Consider the following 19,767-nt stretch of genomic DNA (forward strand, 5'->3'; position numbering starts at 1 on the left):
AGGCGTATCATACGCCCCCTTGAAACGCCTACTCGCCGCCAGAGCGTACTCACACACCAGTACTCACAGCTGATAACCAACAAAGCCTGACGCCATGACCTCAATCGATACATTACCCACCATTGGGGCCTTTGCATTACCTAATAGGGTAATGCTTGCGCCAATGGCCGGCGTCACCGACCGGCCTTTTCGCCAGCTATGTCGGCGGCTTGGGGCTGGCTGGGTAGTGGGCGAAATGGTCACTTCAGACCCTAGCTTATGGCATACTCGTAAATCTCAGCTGCGCATGGACCACCAAGGTGAGCCCGACCCGAGGGTGGTGCAAATCGCCGGTGGCGACGCTGACATGCTCGCCCAAGCGGCACGCTTGAATGCCGAGCTGGGCGCGCAGATTATTGATATCAATATGGGCTGCCCGGCCAAAAAAGTATGCAACAAAGCAGCCGGATCGGCGTTACTTCGCGATGAAGCCCTGGTGGCCGAGATTCTTGAAGCGGTGGTGGCAGCGGTTGATATACCCGTGACGCTAAAAATACGCACGGGCTGGTGCGCCGAATCAAACAATGCCCTGCGTATTGCCCGGCTCGCCGAGTCAGCCGGTATTCAATCGCTCGCTGTACATGGCCGACATCGTCAACAGCGCTATACTGGACAGGCAGAGTACGACACGATTGCTGAGATCAAGTCTCACCTATCGATCCCAGTGATTGCTAATGGCGACATAACAAGTCCCGAAAAAGCCGCCGAAGTTCTCGCATATACCGGCGCTGATGCCGTAATGGTCGGCCGTGGCGCCCAGGGCAACCCGTGGATCTTTCAACAGATCAGCCACTACCTCCAACATGGAGAGCGGATGGCGCTACCCAGCCTTACGGAGCGCCACCAAGTGCTGCACGGGCACGTCGAAGCGTTGCATGAGTTTTATGGCACCACCATGGGTGTGCGTATTGCCCGCAAGCATGTCGGCTGGTACCTCAGCGATGACCAACGCTTTACGCCGCCTCAACAGCGCGCGCTTAAGCAGCAGTTCAATGCGTTAGCGACACCTGAGACGCAATTTGATTGGATCAACGACGCGATGGCCCCGGGCGCCGCCACGCGTTTGCTAGCCAAAGGAAGCCATGCTGCATGACCGAACGCGATCTTCTCTCTAGCGACAGCTACTCCAGCGACGCTTATTCCAGCGACGCCTTCTACAAAAGCAACGCTCATTTAGCGGGCACGCTCGCGGATCCTGCGGCTAACGCACCGCCACAGCCCCTTCGCGAGGCCGTGGAAGCGGCCATGCGCCGCTACTTTGAACATCTGGACGGTAGCCAGGCTAGCGATCTTTACGCCATGGTGATGGCTGAAGTAGAGGCGCCTTTACTTGCCTGCGTCCTAGAGCACACCGACGGCAACCAGACCCGGGCCGCAGATGTGCTGGGGCTGAACCGAGGCACGCTGCGCAAGAAACTCAAGCTATACGGACTTATCGAAGGTGACGCCCCATAAACCCAGGGGCGTTGTTGTTTTTAATTCTCGACTCTGCACACGAGCACTCTAAAGGCTGATACCCCTGTTATGGCTGATAATCCTCCCCTGACTGACCGCAACGCTACCCCCGTCCGCCACGCCCTGCTGAGCGTTTCGGATAAAACCGGCATTGTGGAATTCGCCCGCGGCCTCACTGAGCAGGGTATTGAACTGCTCTCCACCGGTGGTACTTTCCGCTTGCTGCAAGAAAATGCCATCCCAGTGAAAGAAGTCTCTGAGCACACCGGCTTCCCCGAAATTATGGATGGCCGGGTTAAAACGCTGCACCCGAAAATTCACGGCGGCATTTTAGCCCGTCGTGGCCAGGATGATGCGGTAATGGCCGAGAACGACATCACCCCGATCGATATGGTGGTGGTCAATCTTTACCCGTTTGCGGCCACCGTCGCCAAGCCCGACTGCACGCTAGAAGATGCCATCGAGAATATCGATATCGGCGGCCCCACTATGGTTCGCGCCTGCGCCAAAAACCATGCCTACACCACCATTGTGGTCAATAGCAGCGATTACCCGCGAGTGCTTGGCGAGCTGGCCGCTCAAGATGGCCAGGTCAGTCGCGCCACGCGTTTTGATTTAGCAGTAAAAGCCTTTGAGCACACCGCTGGCTACGATGGCGCCATTGCTGACTATCTAGGCCGCAAAGTATCGACTGCCGATGAAGCTTTCCCGCGCACCTTTAACCTGCAGCTAGCTAAAAAGCAGGATATGCGTTACGGCGAAAACCCTCATCAGCAGGCGGCCTTCTACGTAGACCCTCAGGCTAGCGAACCCAGCGTTGCGACTGCAAAAATGCTCCAGGGCAAACCGCTTTCTTATAACAATGTGGCTGATACCGACGCCGCCTTTGAGTGCGTCAAGGCCTTTAACGAGACAGCCTGCGTTATCGTTAAGCACGCCAACCCCTGCGGTGTCGCTATTGGCGCCACCGCGCTTGCGGCCTATGACAAAGCATTTGCCACGGATCCTACCAGCGCGTTTGGCGGCATTATCGCCTTCAATACGCCGCTGGACGCGGAAACCGCCCAGGCGATTATCGACCGCCAGTTTGTCGAGGTAATTATTGCCCCAGGCGTCAGCGACGAAGCCGTCGCCATTGTGGCGAACAAGCAAAACGTACGCTTGTTGGACGTCAGCGCTCACTGGCCCGGTGAGCAGCAGCCAGCGCTGGACTTTAAGCGCGTCAACGGCGGCTTGCTGGTACAACAGCGCGACGACGGCATGGTATCCCGCGACGATCTGACCGTGGTTAGCCAGCGTGCGCCCAGCGAACAGGAGCTGCGTGATCTGGCCTTTGCCTGGCGGGTAGCCAAATTTGTTAAATCTAACGCCATTGTGTACGCCAAAGAGGGCCAAACCGTGGGCGTTGGCGCCGGGCAAATGAGCCGTGTTTACTCGGCCAAGATCGCCGGCATTAAAGCCGCTGATGAAGGGCTTTCGGTTCCCGGTTCGGTAATGGCCTCTGACGCCTTCTTCCCCTTCCGTGATGGTATTGATGCCGCCGCAGCGGCAGGCATTACCGCCGTTATTCAGCCCGGCGGCTCCATGCGCGACCAGGAAGTCATTGATGCAGCCAACGAAGCAGGCATTGCCATGGTGTTTACCGGCATGCGCCACTTCCGCCMCTAAAGGCATTTTTTAACGCCTACAAAAACGCCAAAGCCCCACCGGCACTGTGCCAGCGGGGCTTTTTCACGCTCCTTTTTTTACGTTGCTTTTCAGTAAGCGACGCTATAAAGCTTAGCCAAGGTCAATACACAGATACTTGGTTTCCAAGTACTCTTCCAAGCCCTGATGACCACCCTCGCGGCCTAGCCCCGAGGCTTTTACCCCCCCAAAAGGTGCAGCAGCGTTGGAAATGGCGCCAGTATTTATGCCCACCATACCGTACTCCAGCGCCTCAGCTACGCGCCATACGCGGGCAAGATCACGGGAGTAGAAATAGGACGCCAAGCCATACTGGGTGTCATTGGCCATCTCAATCGCAGTCTCTTCATCGTCAAACGGGAAGACAGCGGCCAGGGGCCCGAAGGTCTCTTCGTGGGCCACTTTCATTTTGTCTGTGGCAAAACTAATCAGCGTCGGGGTAAAGAAATTGCCGCCCAGCGGATGCGGGTGGCCGCCCAGCAGCAGCTCAGCGCCATTATCAATGGCGTCCTGCACATGCTCGCTGACTTTTTTTACTGCGTTATCATCGATTAACGGGCCGATATTAATGTTGGGTTTGGTGCCATCCCCCACATGCAGCTCGCTATTCATGGCGACCGCTAATTTTTCACAAAAGGCATTAATCACGCTGGACTGGACGAGGAAGCGATTAGTGCAGACACAGGTTTGCCCGGCGTTGCGGAATTTAGCGGCCATGGCGCCTTCCACGGCGGCGTCTAAATCTGCATCCTCAAACACGATAAAGGGCGCATTACCGCCCAGCTCTAACGAGATTTTCTGGATATGTTCCGCCGCTTGGGCCATCAGCTTGCGACCCACTTCGGTCGAACCGGTGAAGGTGATTTTGCGCACTTTGGGCGACTGCGTCATCGCCTGGGCAATATCGCTAGCGCTACCCGGCACCACGTTAAAAACCCCACGCGGGATGCCTGCACGTTCGGCCAACAGTGCCAGGGCCGTAGCAGAAAACGGCGTCTGGCTAGCAGGCTTAACGACTATTGTGCAGCCAGCTGCCAATGCCGCCCCGGCTTTGCGGGTAATCATCGCAGCGGGAAAATTCCACGGCGTTATAGCGCCGACAACCCCCACCGGCTGTTTGGTAACGACGATACGTTGATTAGCTTTTGCTGCGGGAATCGTTTCGCCGTAAACGCGCCGCGCTTCTTCGGCAAACCAGCGTAAAAAGCTGGCCGCGTAAGCGATTTCACCGGCGGCTTCCTTAAGTGGCTTGCCCTGCTCATAGGTCATCAGCATGGCCAGATCCTGCTGGTGCTCCAGCATCAAATCGTGCCACTTCAACAGCAAATCAGCGCGTTCTTGGGCAGTCATCGCTCGCCAAGCCGGTAGTGCAGCATCCGCCGCATCAATGGCCCGCTCGGTCTCGGCTTTACCCAGGCGAGGAATGTCGCCAATCGATTCACCGGTGGCCGGGTTTAATACGGTAATCTGCTCACCGCTATCAGCCGCAACCCAACTGCCGTCAATATAGGCAAAGGGGCAATATAGCTGTGTTTCTTTAAGCGCTTCCATGACAGGCTCCTGACCAAAATGATGGCCTTCTAGGCTCATTAACGTCTTCATGCTAAGACGAAACACCCCTTCAAACCAAATTTCCGGCGTGTTCTAGTGGCCACAGACTACCGGCAAATTTAGCTAATAAGCATTAAAAMCTCTTGCCGAGTCGCTTGATTGCTGCGAAACCCGCCTAGCATTACCGATGATGTCATGCTGGAGTTTTGCTTCTCTACGCCACGCATCATCATGCAAAGGTGTCGCGCCTCAATGACGACGGCAACGCCTTTGGCCTGGGTAACGTCCTGCACGGCCTCGGCGATCTCGCGGGTGAGGTTCTCCTGAATCTGCATACGGCGGGCAAACATATCGACAATCCGCGCAAATTTAGACAGTCCTAACACTTTACCGTTGGGCAAATAGGCAATATGGCATTTGCCGATAAACGGCAGCAGATGATGCTCACACATTGAGTAGAGCTCAATGTCTTTTACCAGCACCATTTCATCCGTTTGCGACTCAAACACCGCACCATTAATAATGTCGTCCAATGACTGAGTGTAGCCCGCATTGAGAAACTGCATGGCCTTGGCCGCACGCTTCGGCGTATCTCGTAGCCCTTCGCGTTCAGGGTCTTCGCCAAGTGCTGAGATTATCTGGCGGTAGTGCTCAGCGATATCATCGGACATATTTAGCCTCATCAAAAACTAGATCAAAAACCATCTTAAAAACTATCTCAAAAGCTATGCGCAATCGCGTCCAGGCGGTTGCCAAGGTCTATCCCCTTGCGCTTGAAAAGTAAGACCATTGTAGAAGCGACGTTAAACAACGCTTCCTCTGCAAACATTGTACAAAAGATATACCTTCACTAGAGTCCGCACAACGAGTATTAAGCAAAGCATGTATTTTACCGCATCTCGGCTGCCTGTGGCCCGTTTACCTGCGGCAGAGCGCCGCGTCGTTAACTTTGCAGCCTAGGGGCCTGTGATATAATTAAGCGTTTTTATTTTACTGCCTTTATTGCAGGCGCCCACATTGAGAGCTCGCCATGTCATTTAAGCCAACGCCTTTTTGGTTAACCGCCCTCGTGGCCCCCTTTTTTGCTACGCCGCTAGTGGCCATAGCTTCTGAAGCCACGCTTTCTCTGCCCAATGAAGCAACCGTCGGCGTCGAAGTTGTTGAAGAGCTTGCGTTTGAGTCAAACCAAGCGCGCCTGAACGATATTTTGCTGCACCCTACTCAAGCCGCCAGCGCCTCGCACTCTTTACCCGAATACTGTGTCATTGTAGGCAGCGCGCAACGGGTCGATGAGCGTATTCGCGTGACCACCCAAGAAGCAACGTGCATTGAAACACACGACGCTGACAGCAATATCTTCACCGGTGAATTTAGTGCCAGCGCCTATGGCGAAGATGGTCAATACGGCATTGCCTGCGAGGATGCCGCGTGCACCCTCTCCCCAGGCCAGCCATTCCTTCTCACGCTGAACCAACCCGTTGAGATTGAAGAGCTGGACAMCCCTTCTGAAGCGCTTAATCAGCAGCGCCAGCAGGCCAATGGCGAAGGGGTCGCAAATCCCATACCGCGTGAAGATGCTGACCCGGAAGTTGAGTAGGTAATTGATTGGATGCTGTTGGTATATCAAGGGCAGCTATGCCAACCAGCGCGGATTGTCTAACTGAAGGCACTGCTGCTCTAATTGGCGGATATGCTGATCCCAATAGCCGCTGTCCGCCAGCCACGGAAACGCTCGTGGAAAAGCAGGATCGTCCCAGCGTGATACCAGCCACGCTGAGTGCCTGATCAGCCGATAACTTCTAAGCGGCTCAATAAGCGACATCTGCTCGGTAGGAAATGGGCGCGTCTCTTCATACCCTTCGGTAATTTCACTCAAGTAGGATCGCCACCCCTGAGGGTCATCGGTGGGCAGTAGCATCCAGATATCCTGCATGGCAGGGGCCATGGTGCAGTCGTCAAAATCGACCAGCGTAAAGTGCTCGTCACGCCCCAGCACATTGCCCAAATGGCAGTCGCCATGGCATCGAATCATACTGCTAGCAGGCACGTCATGTTTAATAAGCTGCTGATACACCTTCTCTATCACACCATCATAGGCCCGGCGCTGATGACGATTCATCCAATGACTGGTCAGCACGCGCTGCTGAGCATCAAGAATACCGCTAGCCATCTCTAATCGCGGGCGGTGCTGAAAGGTTTTTTTAGCCGCCACTTCGTGTAACCGCCCCAGCAACTCCCCCATGGCAAACAGGTGCGAAGGGTTATCCAACTCCGGCGCCTGGCCGGGGCAGTGGGGAAACAGCGTAAACCGAAAGGCTTTAAAATAGTGTAACGACGTACCCGCCTTATCACGCCAAGGGGCAACGACCGGCACCTGCTGATCAGCCAGCTCCTGCAGAAAATCGTGTTCTTCCTGGATCGCACTATCCGACCAACGGTCTGGCCGATAAAACTTAACGATCCAGTTTTTACCGTCGTCATCACGAAACATCAGCACACGGTTTTCATAGCTATTTAGCGCAAAAGGCTCACCTGCAGGCCAAATGTCCAGCGACTCCACTGCAGACATCACTAAATCAGGCGAAAGAGAGCTAAACGGGTGTGACATCGGTCACTCCTGGGTTGGCAAAAAGGCTGTTGAATCAACGAAAGGGCTATTCTATCAATCCTTGCCTAACGGTGTCCGCGCGGCCGCCCAAATATCAACGCGCTTTGCGCCCGCATCGAGTGCAGCGCACGCCAATGCATGGCCAGTGGCGCCAGTGGTGACCACGTCATCCACCATGACCACATGTGCCGGGGGCGGTGATTCAAATACAAAGACACCCGCCAGGTTGGCGGCCCGTTGACGGCGATTCAAGGTGCGCTGGGATGGAGAGTTTTTTATCCGTTTGGCAGATACCATGGGAATTCCAAGCTGGCGGCTAAGCTGTTCGGCCAACCAGCTCGATTGGTTGAACCCTCGCGTGCGGGCATGTGCAGGGGTCATAGGCACCGACAACAGCACGCTACCCTGGGTGGCCGGTGGGGTTAATAGCATCAATTCAGCTAATAGCATGCCCGCCCGTGGAGAAGCATGAAATTTAAAATCATGCACCAGCTGTTTGATCGCCCCTTGATACAGCAGCCCTGCCTGAGTAGTCGAGAATGCCGGCGGGGCAACTAAGCAGTGCCCACACAAGCTTGCTCCATGAGTGACAGGGTCGCCGCATTGACGACAGGCATGTAGATTCCACGGCAGCTCATCTAAACAGGTTGCGCACCACCCCTGCCCCGCTAAAGCCGGTGCCAGGCAAAATGCGCAGTAGCCAGGCATGGCCTGCTTGATCCAATGCCCTCCCCGCTGTATCCACTGCTTTAATGCCATGCCCTCTCCTTACGGCTAGCTGCATAAATATCAAATCATTGATTGACTTACACCAAAAATTTGATACTATACGTCTCGTCTTAGCGGATGTGGTGGAATTGGTAGACACGCTAGATTTAGGTTCTAGTGCCGTAAGGTGKGGGAGTTCGAGTCTCCCCATCCGCACCAATTACTTGTTAGTTTTCAAGATATTAGAGTTACCCTACCCCCTTGAATTAGTCATTATATAGCCTGTCTCAGGCATTATATTACTAGCTTTTTGTCAGCATCCCCCCTTAAATTAAAAAACATAAATGGCTTATCGCCATGTTTTTGTGTGCTTGTCATCTACTGAATTTATTTCTATTACCCCTGACTTGCCCCCGCTTTTCCGCTAGTCTCTATGCTAAATAATGCTTCAAAAAAACGCGCCGAAGCTTCCCTAGATGGCTATTGCCTAAAAGCCCTCTACAGAGATTATCGCTAATAACATGAGAAGGATCTCACATAATGGAATGGCTCAACGATAACGCTCAAGCAATTTCAGCTGTAGCGAGCATTTGCACGCTTTTCGTGTGGGTATTTTACGCCCAGTTGCTCTATAACGGTTACGTACGGCAACGCCGTCCTCGCGTGATTATTAATCGCGGCAAGGGAATTGGCGTGGACGCTATCTGCTTAATCAGCAATATGAGCAGTGAAGCGATCTACGTACAGCACCTGGTAGCGGTTTTACACACCCAAAAACGCAGCTACTCCCTGGATGTAGTAGAGTATCAGCAGCATGGTGGCAAACATCAAGAAGCCGACTATCGCACTCATCAAGGCCCGCTAGCTTCCGGTGATTACCTAAATATTCAATCGTTTGGCGATATTGTTAAGCAAGTTAAAGATTATTGGGAAATTGATGATAATCTGTTGCAAGAGCAGAACATACAACTTGAAATTCGCGTTATCGCCATTTACGGATCCGAGGATATGCCTACCGGCGCATCGCGAACCTTTAACCTTGACTTGAACGCATCACCCAATCACCAGCTTATCCCGGCGAGCGTCGATACGGATCGACTCAATAACCGAGGCCAACGTAAGCGTGTTCTGGAGTGGGCGAAAGAGATCGAGACCCACAAAGCACGCTGAATCAACGCTAATGCTAAGCGGCAACGCGCCCCATTACCGAGACTACCCACTATGCATAAACTTGTAACCCTCTGTTGGCTTGGCATACTCACGACGGTATCGACGAATGTGTATGCTGAAGAGGAGGATAGTGACTTACCCGAGTGGGCAGAAGAGCGCATTGAGCCGTTTCGTGAAAGCGTCGGCAACTGGGTAGATAACACGTCACGCCGCATTGATGGGTTCTTTGGCACTGACGACCATATGCAGGTCAATAACGAGTCCTATCTTCGTTTCGGCCAAGAGATTGACTGGATGGAGGGCGACGGTACCCGCGGCGACACCACCCTTCGTTACCGTATTGACCTGCCTACCTCCGAGGATCGTCTGCGACTGGTGATCGAGAGTGACCCGGAAGAGTCACAGGGCACCCTAGAAGAGCAAGGTTCTGGACGCCTTGCCAATGATCAGCGTGACCGTCGCAGCTCTACATTAGGCCTGGATTGGCTAGAAAGCCGCGATAAACGCGAAAACTGGAGTAATCGAGTAGGTGCCGGTGTTCGCCTGCGCCTCCCTCTTGACCCTTACGTGCGCTTTACCAGCGAGCGCCTGTGGCAACTGGGCGAAGGGCCGTGGCAACTTGAATCGAATAACCGCGTTTCATGGTTCAATAATGAAGGCTACTCAGCGCGCACTCGCTGGGATGTCGGCCGGCCGTTGAGCGAACGCCGCCACTTACGCTTTATAACGACAGTTCAGTGGCGCGAGGAAGAGGACAAGCTGGAGTACAGTGAAATTGCCGAAATCAATCACCGCATCAACCGGCGCAGCGCACTGCGCTACTCGGCGATAGCCATCGGCGAAAGCGCCTCAAATCCGCGCATGACCAATTACTACCTACAAACCCGCTACCGCCGCGATATTCATAAAGGCATTTTATTCGCCGATGTGATCCCAGAGCTACACTTCCAGCGCGACGTTAGCTACGACCCACGCTGGGCAATGACACTGCGTCTGGAGATGTACTTTCAACGCAAAATCAGCCGCGACTATTTTTAAGCTAATGAAGCATTCCTTGCGGGCGGCCTTAGTGGGCCGCCTACTTATTTAGCAAATCCCTGCGTGGCCTCAATGACAACCCTATAGCCGCAACCCACCATCGCACTCAATGATGCGTCCGGTGAAGTAGTCGTTCTCAATAATAAAGGCGACGCTTTGGGCAATATTATCCGGCTCACCCAAACGCTTTAACGGCACGCTTGACGAGATACGCTCCAACATATCAGGGCGCATCGCAGCGGTCATTTCGGTCGCTACAAACCCAGGCGCTACGGTGCCGGTACGAATACCATAGCGAGCCAACTCCTGGCTCCAAGTTACTGTCAGCGCATGCACGCCCGCTTTAGCGGCAGCGTAGTTGCTTTGCCCCATATTGCCCGCCCGGGAAATACTCGAGATATTGACGATCACACCTTCATGCCCAGCTTCAATCATCTGGGTAGCGGCCTCGCGACCACATAGGAAAACGCCAGTTAAATTAACATTTATGACGTTTTGCCACGCCTCTAAGGACATGCGTTTTTCCACTTGCCCCTCTTTGGCCTTTACCAGCAGAGCATCCTGGGTGATGCCCGCATTATTAACACAGCCGCTGATCGGTCCCATGCGTTGTGCTATATCGGCAAACGCCTGAGTTACAGAAGCCTCCTCGGCGACGTTGACCACAAACGCCTGAGCATCGATACCTTCAGCGGAAAGCTGCGATACCGCCTGATCAAGCGCTTCAGTGCTCATATCCAATAGCGCCATGCGTGCGCCATGCTTGCCCAACCGGAGCGCCATGGCATACCCCAACCCACGCGCCCCACCCGTAACTGCAATTACTTTATCGGTAAGTACCATTCGTGACTCCTTACAACAGATTAAACCAGCGTCATTGTGCACTGCAGCATAGAAGAATTATTGGTATAAATCGAGCTCCATCAGCGCTGAAATACGCCATGCTAGCTGCTTGCTATTTATATTTATGTCACCATATTACGCAATTACGACGGTTTTCGAGTCGCTTTTGCTAGGAGTTAGCCATGCCAATCCTTATTTTCATATCACTCTTCACTCTACTTGATTTTGTGGTTCTGTTTTCGATTGGCAGCCAGATTGGCCTGCTCACGACGCTACTTTTGGTGCTCGGCACCGGCTTTGTCGGGCTACACCTGATTCGCAAAGAGGGTGTCTCCACGTTTGCCCGGGCACGCCAGCGCATGCAGGCCGGTGAAATCCCTTCCAGCGAGCTATTAACCGGCGCTGCGCTTATCTTTGGCGGCGCCTTATTAATGGCACCAGGCTTTTTGTCTGATGCGCTAGGCTTGGCGTGCTTAATTCCCAGCGCACGCCAGTTGATGTTCAAGGCCCTAACCTGGCTGGGGCTTAAAAAAATTGCCGGGCAACAGCCAGGCCCGAGTGATTCATCAGACCAGACTAATCAAAATCAAAATCGCCAATCGTCACAACAGGATGGCCCGATTGAGGGAGATTTTATCAGTCGAGATGAGCCCCGACGCCGTCGTTAAGGTTTCCCTCGGTAGAAAATCAACGAAAAAGCAATTTTTTTATTACCCGCCCCCTTGAAAGGTCATCCGCAGCCCCCATTTTTCATTCAGCACACAAATTCGGCGGCGATCTAAACGGTAGCTGCCATTAACAATGAAGACTGTGAAGTCTTCACCTCTCGCGGGTTAATCCCTCGAGAACACTTTTTAGCTAACCGCCCTTATCAGGGCTTCAACCATACTCAGGAGAACGTGAATGAATATCCGTCCTTTGCACGATCGTGTCATCGTCCGTCGCGTTGAAGAAGAGCAAAAAACCGCAGGCGGCATCGTGCTTCCGGGCAATGCAGCAGAAAAACCGACACGCGGTGAAATACTCGCCGTCGGTAATGGTCGCATTCTGGAAAATGGCGATGTCCGTCCGCTAGACGTTAAGGTTGGCGATAACGTGATCTTTAAAGATGGCTATGGCGTCGAGAAGCAAAAAATCGACGGCGAAGAAGTCTTGATCATGAGCGAAGCCGATATTCTTGCCGTTGTTGAAGGCTAAGCATCGTTGCAGCTGGTACTTATTTAACCAGTGCTTCGACTATTTACTTTCACGTTTTTGCATTCAATATTAGGAAGTAGCAGATATGTCAGCTAAACAAGTTAAGTTCTCCGATGATGCTCGTAAACGCATGGCCCGCGGTGTCGACGTTCTCGCCAACGCGGTAAAAGTTACCCTCGGCCCGAAAGGCCGTAACGTAGTACTGGAAAAATCTTTCGGCTCCCCCACCGTTACTAAAGACGGTGTTTCTGTCGCCAAAGAGATCGAACTGAAAGACAAGTTCGAAAACATGGGCGCCCAAATGGTTAAAGAAGTCGCTTCACAGACTTCTGACGCTGCAGGTGACGGTACCACTACCGCTACAGTTCTGGCCCAAGCCATTATCGCTGAAGGCCTGAAAGGCGTGACAGCGGGCATGAACCCGATGGATCTTAAGCGCGGCATCGACCAAGCCGTTAACGCTGCCGTCAAAGAAATCAAAGCAATGTCTGTCCCCTGCACTGACACCAAGTCGATTGCTCAAGTAGGCACAATTTCTGCTAATGGCGACAAGCGCATCGGTGAAATCATTGCCGAAGCGATGGAAAAAGTTGGCAAAGAAGGCGTCATCACTGTTGATGAAGGCCGTGGCTTTGAAGACGAACTCGAAGTTGTTGAAGGTATGCAGTTTGATCGCGGCTACCTCTCTCCTTACTTCGTTACCAACCAGGACACCATGACGGTTGAACTGGAAGATCCTTACATCCTGTTAGTGGATAAAAAGATCTCMAACATCCGTGAGCTGCTGCCGGTTCTCGAAGCCGTTGCTAAACAAGGCAAGCCGCTAGCCATCATCGCTGAAGATATCGAAGGCGAAGCACTGGCAACACTGGTTGTGAACAACATGCGCGGTATCGTTAAAGTAGCCGCTGCTAAAGCGCCTGGTTTCGGTGACCGTCGTAAATCCATGCTGCAGGATATCGCTATCCTGACCAACGGCACGGTTATCTCTGAAGAAGTAGGCCTGACGCTTGAGCAAGCGAACCTGGATCACCTGGGTACCGCTAAGCGCATGACCATGTCTAAAGAGAACACCACCATCATCGATGGCGCTGGTGCAGAAGGCGATATCGAAGCACGCGTTAACCAGATCCGCGCGCAAATCGAAGACACCTCGTCTGACTACGACAAAGAGAAGCTGCAAGAGCGCGTTGCCAAACTGGCAGGCGGTGTTGCCGTTATCCGCGTCGGTGCTGCCACCGAAGTGGAAATGAAAGAGAAGAAAGCCCGCGTTGAAGACGCCCTGCACTCTACTCGTGCAGCCGTTGAAGAAGGCGTCGTACCTGGTGGTGGTACCGCACTGGTTCGCGTTATGGCAAAAGTACAAGGCCTGACGGGCGACAACGAAGACCAGAACCACGGTATCAACATGGCGCTACGCGCTATGCAGTCTCCGCTGCGTCAAATCGTTGCTAACGCCGGTGAAGAGCCCGCTGTGGTCATCAACCGCGTGAAAGATGAAACCGGCAACTTCGGTTATAACGCTCAAACCGGTGAATATGGCGACCTGTTCGAAATGGGCGTTCTGGATCCGGCGAAAGTTACCCGTACTGCGCTGCAGTCCGCTGGTTCGGTTGCCGGTCTAATGATCACCACCGAGTGCATGATCGCTGAAGATCCGGAAGAGAAAGACTCAGCCCCCGATATGGGTGGCATGGGCGGAATGGGTGGCATGGGCGGCATGATGTAGTGCGACGAGAGTCGCGCAGGTAGCTAGCCTGGCTGGGTTACGTCCTCTGGGAGCACTTACTTTAAATAGGTAAGTGCCCCTTTTCCAGCAGAAAATAGCATTCTATAAACCCGATATCCGGGCTGAACACCAGCTCGGGTATCGGGACTCCTTAATGGAGTATTCGATCGCGAGTATTGGCTTAAGCCTGTACCCCTCCTATGAAGGATACACGTTGAAGCAGCTTTAAATCTTCAAGCTGTGATGCAACGGGGATATCTACGTTTAAAGAAAGCTAAGCACCTGCCGGTGTGAAGCTGTGTCTGATGATTGTTCCACGTTGTCTTGTCCAAAAGTAACTTGGACGAGATAGCGAGAGGAACCCGTTGTGCAACCAACGGTAGTCTAGGGATAGTGCGTCGCTGGTAACGGCGGGGTTCGAAGCTTCCTGACAATGTACTCCCCATAAGGGCTTGAATTTCATCGTGAGGTGGATCAAGGATACCGCCAGTAGCAGGCGGTTGAGAGGCTAGGCTGAGTCATATGGTTAACTTATGTGAACTGCTAAAAAGCACCGTCAGCCGCAATGAGCGCAAGCTGCTGATGCGCTCTGACCAAAAGGTATAAGGCTAGCTATCCCTCTTACATCTGGGGATACGTTGCTATTCAGCCTTCGGTGTATTGGCAGAACCTAAGTGACTCATGTCATCGACACGGAACTCGGAAACCCTGTATCTCCGCCCTTCTTGGGCAGGCAAAGAGCAATCGATGCTGTAGGAGGTGCAGGCTTAGGATGTTGGAAAAAGCGAATGCCATCCTGTAACGGGATGGATAAGAGGTTAAACGTTCCTCTACCGGAAACGGGGCCCACGTCCAACTGGTCTTTAATCGTGTGATAGTGCTGTAAAGCGCTCTTCATGCAGACATGACGATAAAGGTATAGGCTCTTCCAGAGCCTTACCAATACCCTTGCGGGAGCAAATACACTCCCGCAAGGGACTAATGTATTTGTTCTCCGAGGGTCGTCCTATCGGCATTTCGGAGGATAGCAAGATGAGTACTGACTTTAACCAAGTACCTGCGTTCTCCCACCCGCCCGAAAGCTGGCACACCATTGATTGGTCTGTCGTTAATAGGCAGGTGAGAGGGCTACAAGTGCGGATCGCGAAGGCGACTCGGGAAAAACGTTGGCGCAAGGTGAAAGCCCTGCAACGACTACTTACCCACTCGTTTGCGGCCAGAACATTGGCCGTTAGACGTGTCACTGAAAACCGGGGCAAGAAAACGCCCGGTGTTGATGGTGAATTGTGGAGTACTCCACAAGCCAAGTGGTTAGCGTTAGGCAGGCTAAAAAGGAAGGGCTATCGCCCTGCCCCACTACGCCGTGTCTATATTCCCAAAACGGACGGCTCACGCCGCCCACTAGGGATACCTACGATGCGGGATCGAGCCATGCAAGCACTATATTTGCTGGCGCTCGAACCAGTGTCGGAAACGGTAGCTGATCGTAATAGCTATGGATTTCGTCCCTGGCGCTCAACGGCCGATGCGATAGAGCAATGCTTTGTCAATTTGAGCCGTAATCACTCTGCTGAATGGGTGCTGGAAGGCGATATCAAGGGGTGCTTTGACAATATCAGTCACGACTGGCTACTAGCTAACGTCCCTATGGACAAGCACGTACTCAAGATGTGGCTGAAAGCGGGATTCATGGAGTCCAGACAACTGTATCCGACAGAGGCAGGAACACCTCAGGGTGGGATTATCTCTCCGGTATTAGCCAACTTGGCGCTTGATGGGCTGGAAAAAGTGTTGGAATCCCATTTTGGGAAGAAAAATACCAAAGCCAGCTACAAGACCAAAGTTAATTATGTGCGATACGCCGATGATTTCATCATTACTGGCATCTCAAAAGAGCTGTTAGAAAATGATGTTCTACCTGTCGTTACTGCCTTCATGGCAGAGCGCGGACTAACATTGTCGACCAGCAAAACCTTGGTCACGCACATTACAGAAGGATTTGATTTTCTTGGGCAGAACCTGCGGAAATACAACGGTAAGCTGTTGATTAAGCCTAGCCGTAAGAACCTGCAAAGACACCTGAGCAAAATCAAGGACATCGTCAAAGTGAACCGTACGTCACGACAAGACATATTGATAAAGCAGCTCAATCCAGTCCTACTCGGTTGGGCTAACTATCATCGTCATGTCGTGGCCAAGGAGACATTTGGCTATGTTGACTACCGTGTTTGGAAACTCTTGTGGCGCTGGAGCTGTCGGCGTCACGGTAATCGTCAAAAACGCTGGGTGAAAAAGAAGTATTTTCACTCAGTCAAAAGCGAGAACTGGGTTTTCCAAAGCACCTTATTGCCCGGCAAGCCAGTGAGGTTGTTGAGCAGTAAGGACATCCCAATTGTGCGACATACTAAGATCAGGGCGGAAGCGAACCCTTATGACCCTAGAGACGAGCAGTATTTTGAGGACAGGCTGGAGCGTTCTTGGAAGTCGTCGACGAAAGGTCGTAAGAAACTGCAAACGCTCTGGACTCGGCAAGGTAAACGCTGCCCGATGTGCCGTAGTGTTATCACCTGGGAAACGGGCTGGAATGTTCACCATGTGATGGAACGGCATAAAGGTGGCGGTGACGAGCTGAGTAATTTAGTGTTGTTACACCCTAACTGCCATCGGCAGTGGCATTCGAGGGCTACTTAATAATGCAATTATAACGCTCTACATGTGGTAGATTCTGTCTAATAAAGCACGATATATTGACAATCAATCATAAAAACTGTAAATTAAGACAGTAGCTATGATCTTGTTGATGAGGTGTGTAATGACTGATGACTTTATTACCGCAAGTGAAGCAAGAAAAATTGCAGGCTCAACCCAAAAAGACCTTGGCGAGCTGTTATCTCTGGCTGACAGGGAAATTAGAAATTATGCTTCAATCGGCTCAACTAGTTTGGCGCCGGATTTAAGTGGAAATCTAAACACTGTCGACCAGAGTACGTTAAAGATGTTTGTCTCATTTCTGCAAGAAAAGGGTTATGTGACAGAACTCTCAACTACAACGGATCGTTATAGCGTTTCAATCAGTTGGGCAGGTAAAGATCCTCAAAGACTAGTCGCTGGCCCTTAAAGCTTAAAAGGGCTTATAAAGGCTTGAGCCGTATGCGGGGAAACTCGCATGTACGGTTCTTAGGGGGCGGAGACGTAGCAATGCGTCTCTGCTACCCGACATGCACCCCTGAGCCCTCTGCTCAAGACTGCTAGCTGTTACTAGTTGCAATGCAGTCACCAACAACCCCGCCTCGTGCGGGGTTGTTGCGTTTTGAAAGATCACTAGATTCATTGCAACCCAATATCTCCTTGCCCCATCGGGTAGAGCGAACGTGGTACTATCAGCGCGGATTTTTATAAGGCTATAGGGCAAAACCAGCGCATGTTGCAGCATATCCGTATCGTACTCGTTCAGACCTTCCACCCCGGCAATATCGGCGCTGCGGCACGAGCCATGAAAACCATGGGTTTAACCGAGCTGGTGCTGGTTAATCCACGTCTGTTTCCCGATGAAGAAGCAACTCGACTAGCGGCAGGCGCCACTGATGTTCTAGAGAGCGCCCGCGTGGTTAACTCGCTGGAGGAAGCCGTTAACGATTGTGTTCAGGTAGTCGGKGCCAGCGCGCGACTACGTAGCCTACCCTTGCCCCATTTTGACGAACCCGATGATATGGCGGCAGACGTCATTCAGAATGCGCAAACGGCGCCGGTAGCGCTAGTGTTTGGGCGTGAACGCTCGGGGCTGACTAACGATGAGATTCGCTGTTGCACGCACCAAGTCAGCATTCCCGCCAATCCTGATTACGGCATTCTAAATTTATCTCAGGCGGTACAGATACTGGCTTACGAAGTGCACCGCGCCTGGCGTAAAGGTGAGGATAGCGGCTTTGCTTATCAGCGCCCGCTGGAGGCAACGCCGCCCAGCCGCGAACAGTTCTTACACTTTCAGGCGCATCTGGGTCGCTTAATGCAGGAGAGCGGCTTTTTAACCCAGCCACATGCCCGCACTGAAGAGCAGCTTCAAGCCCTCTTCGCCCGCGCCCAACCCAGCCGCAAAGAACTTTCGCTTCTGCGAGGGCTATTAAGCGCGTTTGAAAGCCATCTGCCTAAACAGTGAAGTATTGAATAGCTATAAAAAAGGGACAACAGCGTTGTCCCTTTTGAGTTTGCAGATAGAGCTTTTAGAGCATCATTGCCGCTAGCCAGCCAAAGCCGACTAACGGAATGTTATAGTGTAGAAACGTCGGCACCACGCTGTCCCACATATGATCGTGCTGACGATCAACGTTTAGGCCAGATGTTGGCCCCAAGGTAGAGTCAGAGGCAGGCGAGCCAGCATCACCCAATGCCGCAGCCGTACCCACCAGCACCACCGTGGCCATAGGGGAAAAGCCAAACTGTACCGCCAAGGGCACGAAGATCGCGGCGATAATTGGGATGGTTGAGAACGATGAGCCGATACCCAGCGTAATAAATAGCCCTACCAGCAGCATCACCAGTGCCGCTAACCCACGGTTATCGCCAAAGAGTGCAAAGGCCCCCGATACCAATGCATCAATCTCTCCCGTGGTTTTCATGACTTCGGCAAAGCCCGCCGCGGAGATCATGATAAAACCGATCAGCGCCATCATGCGCATACCGCTAGTAAATAGATCGTCCGCTTCGCGCCACTTAAAGATGCCGCCCATTGAAAGCAGACCAATCCCCACCAAACCACCCAGTATCATTGAACCGCTATAAAGCTGGAGACCGAGTGCTGCGACGATCGCCACCCCCGACATAACAAGCCCCAGCATATGCGGTTTGGCGGGCGTATGGCCTGCGGTAACGTTGGCGTTAGCGATATCTTCGGCTTGATACTCACGCGGGCGGCGGTAACTCCAAAATAGCGCAACGATTAGCCCCAGCGCCATGCCCCCTACCGGCACCGCCATGGCCAGCGGCACCATGCCACGGGTAATCTCTAAACCTAGCGGTTCCCCAGCGCTATTTAAGTTGGCCAAAAGAATATCATTTAGAAAAATCGCCCCAAACCCTACCGGAAGCAGCATATACGGCGCCGTTAAACCAAACGTAAGCGCACATGCTACTGCGCGTCGATCCAGCTTTAAGCGATTCATCACGGTTAGCAGCGGTGGAATCAGCACCGGTATAAAGGCAATATGCACCGGGATCGCGTTCTGAGAAGAAATAGCCACCAACAGCACTGCCGTTAGCAACAGCATTTTGACCCGCGTCTGTTGCGCAACGCTGGCCTCTTCTTTACCCAATAACGTAATCAACCGATTAGCCAGCATATCCGGTAGGCCAGAGCGGGAGATCGCCACCGCAAAGGCCCCCAAGGTGGCGTAGGCCAGTGCTACCTGGGCCCCGCCGCCAACGCCTGTATTAAAGGCGTCCAGCGTTTGTTCTAGTGACAACCCACCCACTAAACCGCCGACTAAAGCACCCACCACTAAAGCAAATACAACCGAGACACGCGCCAGCGATAGCGCCACCATCACCAGCACCGCAAGAATTACTGCATTCATGAAGTTTCCTAGAGCAATTGAAAGGTCATTAACGGCGAAGGGGGCGGATTTTAGCAGATTAAATAGGTAAACCTAAGGCCACAGTTCATGCTTAAAGCATTGCTACTTTAGTCGCGATACCATTACTGCATTGCACCACACTACCTAACATCGCTCTCTGGCTTAATTTCAGC

The 19,767-nt window shown here is 52.8% G+C and carries 18 protein-coding genes and 1 tRNA gene; 13 read left to right on the forward strand and 6 right to left on the reverse strand.

What is annotated here, in order from left to right:
* The first annotated feature begins 94 nt into the window (after positions 1 to 94).
* The 3 genes from dusB (at position 95) to purH (ending at position 3,162) form a co-directional block, all read left to right on the forward strand.
* Complete coding sequence (gene dusB, locus HALO_RS13090; RefSeq protein ID WP_081899069.1) at positions 95 to 1,132, forward strand: tRNA dihydrouridine synthase DusB; 1,038 nt, start codon at positions 95 to 97, stop codon at positions 1,130 to 1,132.
* Positions 1,129 to 1,494, forward strand: coding sequence for a DNA-binding transcriptional regulator Fis (fis, locus tag HALO_RS13095; RefSeq protein WP_035579003.1), 366 nt, complete (start codon positions 1,129 to 1,131; stop codon positions 1,492 to 1,494). Before dusB ends, fis begins: the two co-directional genes overlap by 4 nt.
* Before the next feature lie 69 nt (positions 1,495 to 1,563).
* Complete coding sequence (purH, locus tag HALO_RS13100; RefSeq protein WP_172821675.1) at positions 1,564 to 3,162, forward strand: bifunctional phosphoribosylaminoimidazolecarboxamide formyltransferase/IMP cyclohydrolase; 1,599 nt, start codon at positions 1,564 to 1,566, stop codon at positions 3,160 to 3,162.
* A gap of 111 nt (positions 3,163 to 3,273) precedes the next feature.
* Here purH and HALO_RS13105 read toward each other — a convergent pair whose 3' ends face one another.
* Positions 3,274 to 4,731: an NAD-dependent succinate-semialdehyde dehydrogenase gene (locus HALO_RS13105; protein ID WP_035579000.1), complete on the reverse strand. Its 1,458-nt coding sequence runs from the start codon at positions 4,729 to 4,731 to the stop codon at positions 3,274 to 3,276.
* Between the two features lie 119 nt (positions 4,732 to 4,850).
* Complete coding sequence (gene folE / locus HALO_RS13110) at positions 4,851 to 5,402, reverse strand: GTP cyclohydrolase I FolE (protein ID WP_050713507.1); 552 nt, start codon at positions 5,400 to 5,402, stop codon at positions 4,851 to 4,853.
* 359 nt (positions 5,403 to 5,761) lie between these two features.
* Here folE and HALO_RS13115 point away from each other — a divergent pair, with 359 nt between their 5' ends.
* Positions 5,762 to 6,328, forward strand: a complete 567-nt coding sequence (locus tag HALO_RS13115) for a hypothetical protein (protein ID WP_050713508.1) — start codon at positions 5,762 to 5,764, stop codon at positions 6,326 to 6,328.
* Between the two features lie 36 nt (positions 6,329 to 6,364).
* Here the strand turns inward: HALO_RS13115 and HALO_RS13120 are convergent, their stop codons facing one another.
* Both HALO_RS13120 and HALO_RS13125 read right to left on the reverse strand, forming a co-directional pair.
* Positions 6,365 to 7,339: a serine/threonine protein kinase gene (locus HALO_RS13120; protein WP_035578993.1), complete on the reverse strand. Its 975-nt coding sequence runs from the start codon at positions 7,337 to 7,339 to the stop codon at positions 6,365 to 6,367.
* 54 nt (positions 7,340 to 7,393) lie between these two features.
* A complete protein-coding gene (locus HALO_RS13125; protein WP_035578992.1) occupies positions 7,394 to 8,098 on the reverse strand; it encodes a ComF family protein in 705 nt (234 codons plus the stop codon).
* A gap of 83 nt (positions 8,099 to 8,181) precedes the next feature.
* Between HALO_RS13125 and HALO_RS13130 the strand changes: the two genes are divergently transcribed.
* The 3 genes from HALO_RS13130 (at position 8,182) to HALO_RS13140 (ending at position 10,255) form a co-directional block, all read left to right on the forward strand.
* Positions 8,182 to 8,266, forward strand: a tRNA-Leu gene (locus HALO_RS13130).
* Between the two features lie 321 nt (positions 8,267 to 8,587).
* Positions 8,588 to 9,217 carry a hypothetical protein gene (locus HALO_RS13135; RefSeq protein WP_035578989.1) on the forward strand — a complete coding sequence of 210 codons (630 nt, stop codon included), beginning with the start codon at positions 8,588 to 8,590 and terminating at the stop codon, positions 9,215 to 9,217.
* A gap of 51 nt (positions 9,218 to 9,268) precedes the next feature.
* Positions 9,269 to 10,255 carry a hypothetical protein gene (locus HALO_RS13140; RefSeq protein ID WP_035578987.1) on the forward strand — a complete coding sequence of 329 codons (987 nt, stop codon included), beginning with the start codon at positions 9,269 to 9,271 and terminating at the stop codon, positions 10,253 to 10,255.
* 81 nt (positions 10,256 to 10,336) lie between these two features.
* Here the strand turns inward: HALO_RS13140 and HALO_RS13145 are convergent, their stop codons facing one another.
* Positions 10,337 to 11,098 carry an SDR family oxidoreductase gene (locus HALO_RS13145; protein ID WP_035578984.1) on the reverse strand — a complete coding sequence of 254 codons (762 nt, stop codon included), beginning with the start codon at positions 11,096 to 11,098 and terminating at the stop codon, positions 10,337 to 10,339.
* Positions 11,099 to 11,280: 182 nt separating this feature from the next.
* Here HALO_RS13145 and HALO_RS13150 point away from each other — a divergent pair, with 182 nt between their 5' ends.
* From HALO_RS13150 to HALO_RS13175, 6 genes are all read left to right on the forward strand, one after another.
* Positions 11,281 to 11,766, forward strand: coding sequence for an FxsA family protein (locus HALO_RS13150; protein WP_035578982.1), 486 nt, complete (start codon positions 11,281 to 11,283; stop codon positions 11,764 to 11,766).
* A gap of 235 nt (positions 11,767 to 12,001) precedes the next feature.
* Complete coding sequence (locus HALO_RS13155) at positions 12,002 to 12,295, forward strand: co-chaperone GroES (RefSeq protein ID WP_027959273.1); 294 nt, start codon at positions 12,002 to 12,004, stop codon at positions 12,293 to 12,295.
* A gap of 85 nt (positions 12,296 to 12,380) precedes the next feature.
* Entirely contained in the window at positions 12,381 to 14,024 is a 1,644-nt protein-coding gene (gene groL / locus HALO_RS13160) for a chaperonin GroEL (protein ID WP_035578979.1), read from the forward strand.
* Positions 14,025 to 15,056: 1,032 nt separating this feature from the next.
* Positions 15,057 to 16,715, forward strand: a complete 1,659-nt coding sequence (gene ltrA, locus HALO_RS13165) for a group II intron reverse transcriptase/maturase (protein ID WP_035583339.1) — start codon at positions 15,057 to 15,059, stop codon at positions 16,713 to 16,715.
* 121 nt (positions 16,716 to 16,836) lie between these two features.
* On the forward strand, positions 16,837 to 17,142 hold the full coding sequence (locus tag HALO_RS13170) for a hypothetical protein (RefSeq protein WP_035578978.1): 306 nt from the start codon (positions 16,837 to 16,839) through the stop codon (positions 17,140 to 17,142).
* 303 nt (positions 17,143 to 17,445) lie between these two features.
* The gene (locus tag HALO_RS13175) at positions 17,446 to 18,180 is read left to right on the forward strand and encodes an RNA methyltransferase (protein WP_035578975.1); all 735 of its coding nucleotides are present in this window, start codon (positions 17,446 to 17,448) and stop codon (positions 18,178 to 18,180) included.
* Positions 18,181 to 18,244: 64 nt separating this feature from the next.
* Here HALO_RS13175 and HALO_RS13180 read toward each other — a convergent pair whose 3' ends face one another.
* Positions 18,245 to 19,594: a Na+/H+ antiporter family protein gene (locus tag HALO_RS13180; RefSeq protein WP_035578972.1), complete on the reverse strand. Its 1,350-nt coding sequence runs from the start codon at positions 19,592 to 19,594 to the stop codon at positions 18,245 to 18,247.
* Between the last annotated feature and the right edge of the window lie 173 nt (positions 19,595 to 19,767).

Origin of the sequence: Halomonas sp. R57-5, assembly GCF_900070345.1 — a bacterium.
Classification (GTDB): Bacteria; Pseudomonadota; Gammaproteobacteria; order Pseudomonadales; family Halomonadaceae; genus Vreelandella; species Vreelandella ventosae_B.